This window comes from Proteus sp. G4380, from assembly GCF_963885725.1.
Classification (GTDB): domain Bacteria; phylum Pseudomonadota; class Gammaproteobacteria; order Enterobacterales; family Enterobacteriaceae; genus Proteus; species Proteus mirabilis.
Genome location: NZ_CAWPAV010000049.1, coordinates 1 through 2,171, shown reverse-complemented (window position 1 = coordinate 2,171; position 2,171 = coordinate 1). Strand labels below are relative to the sequence as shown.

General features: G+C 38.7%; 2 protein-coding genes and 1 tRNA gene. All 3 read right to left on the bottom strand.

All coding sequences use genetic code 11. The features are described 5' to 3' along the window. Positions 1-118: 118 nt before the first annotated feature. The 3 genes from bssS to AACU98_RS04095 all read right to left on the bottom strand — a co-directional run bounded on the left by bssS (position 119) and on the right by AACU98_RS04095 (position 1,900). A complete protein-coding gene (gene bssS, locus AACU98_RS04105) occupies positions 119-373 on the bottom strand; it encodes a biofilm formation regulator BssS (protein WP_004248355.1) in 255 nt (84 codons plus the stop codon). 212 nt (positions 374-585) lie between these two features. Further along, positions 586-1,638: a dihydroorotase gene (gene pyrC / locus AACU98_RS04100; protein WP_004243575.1), complete on the bottom strand. Its 1,053-nt coding sequence runs from the start codon at positions 1,636-1,638 to the stop codon at positions 586-588. 186 nt (positions 1,639-1,824) lie between these two features. Next, positions 1,825-1,900: transfer RNA gene (locus tag AACU98_RS04095), tRNA-Asn, on the bottom strand. Between the last annotated feature and the right edge of the window lie 271 nt (positions 1,901-2,171).

Here is a 2,171-nt window from a genome sequence, read left to right as displayed (position 1 = left end):
TAGATAATAGAGATAAACGAAATAAAAATGAAAGGTGATTATAACAATAAAAACGAGACAGGAGTACGAAAGTACTCCTGCTTGGTGTCTTAATGCTTTTCTCGAATTTATCTTTTTATCAATGCTTGGTGTTGTCTGATACAAAATCTTCAGATGATTCAATTTTATCAATACCTGCTTGAAGAATATAAATCAACTGTTTTGCTACATCAGTAGTAAGCCAAAGTGTTTTATCAACCACTGCATTGTCTGGATGGTGTTCGTTTTCAGGAAGATAATGTAAACGTAGCATCATCGCATCATAGATATCTACAGTGCTAATATCCCAGCCTACAACAGGATGTGTTTGAATAACTTCATTTTTTCTACTCATAATACCTCCTAATCATACAACCGGTTTTGACTAAGAGAGAAGCCCCCACTAAGTGGTTACTTTCCAGTATACGAAATTTGGCGCAATAAAAAAGCTAAATTTTGATGAAAAATGGAAAAGTACAACGAGGAATAGCAAAAAATATGCACCATAACTATCCCAGATAAGGGGTTATATGGTGCATAAAGAGAGGATATCAAGTCACTAATTGATTAATTGACACTAATATCCCAATGAATATCTTCATTTGCTAAGAAGGGGATTAATGCTTCATCACCACTCATAATTTCTGCAGGTGCAGTAACGGATTTTTCCGTTAAGGTAATAGTGCCTTCATTAACCGGTAAACCATAAAAACGTGGGCCATTGAGTGAACAGAAGGCTTCAAAGTGAGAAAGGGCATTGAGCTCTTTAAATACGCTAGCATAAGCTGCTAAAGCGGTGGGGGCGTTAAACACGCCAGCGCATCCACAAGATGATTCTTTGCGATGTTGTAAATGAGGCGCGGAGTCAGTACCTAAGAAGAAACGCGAATGGCCTGATGCAACGGCTTGCCTTAATGCCTCTTGGTGTACATTACGCTTAAGGATAGGTAAACAGTACAAATGCGGTTTCACACCACCGACAAGCATATGATTACGGTTAAACATTAAGTGTTGTGGTGTAATAGTTGCACCAAGAAATTCATTTCCCTCTAAGACATACTGTGCCGCTTCTTTGGTGGTGATATGTTCAAAAACAATTTTTAAGGCAGGAAATTGTTTGCGAACGGGAGCCATCACGTTATCAATAAAACGAGCTTCTCTATCAAAAATATCGATATCTGATGCAGTAACTTCCCCATGAATAAGCAATGGCATACCTATTTTTTCCATCACACTAAGAATAGGATAGATTTTATTGATATCGGAAACACCATGGCTAGAATTTGTCGTCGCATTGGCGGGATAAAGTTTACAAGCAGTAAATACGCCTTGTAGAAAACCTTGTTCAACTTCTGATGGCAGAGTGCTATCCGTTAAATAGCAGGTCATTAATGGTTCGAATTTATCGCCACTAGGAATAGCTGCTTTTATGCGATCACGATAACGACGGGCGGCTTCAATGGTGGTGATCGGGGGAACAAGATTTGGCATTACGATAGCTCTGCCAAAATAACGACTGGTATAAGGAACAACGGTTTTTAGCATGTCATCATCACGAAAGTGAACATGCCAATCATCAGGACGGCGAATAGTGAGGGTGATAGGTTGTGCAGTGGTCATATACCGGCTCCGTGTGTCTTAGGAAAATCGAAAGATCAACGATTGGATTGGACTGGATAGTCAAGCCGGAAATGAATAGTAATACGAAAACGATTAAATAGCTACCTTTTTAATGGTATTTTTTATTGTGTGTGAGGGAAAACAGAGAATAAAATCAAATAGTTACGAGGGTAATACTAATAGAAATGGCTCCTCCAACTGGACTCGAACCAGTGACATACGGATTAACAGTCCGCCGTTCTACCGACTGAACTATGGAGGAACATCATTAAGTGGCGTGTATCATATAGTGGTAAAATTGAGATGTCAAAGGTCAATCGTAGATATTTGTTTAAATGGATAGATAAACAGCAAGTTGCATCAATTATCAGCGAATAATGAACAAGATAATGAAAAAGATGCTGGAATTTATAGGGTGAAACAGAGAAAAATTTATTTTTCAGCATGCTAAGTGTGGGATGCTATTGGCTAAAAAGCAAAAAGCCCGCATAAAGCGGGCTTTTCTAAATTTGGCTCCTCCAACTGGACTCGAA

Excerpts from the sequence above, each read along its gene's own strand:
- bssS (WP_004248355.1), bottom strand. The coding sequence starts at position 373 with ATGAGTAGAAAAAATGAAGTTATTCAAACACATCCTGTTGTAGGCTGG.
- pyrC (WP_004243575.1), bottom strand. The coding sequence starts at position 1,638 with ATGACCACTGCACAACCTATCACCCTCACTATTCGCCGTCCTGATGAT.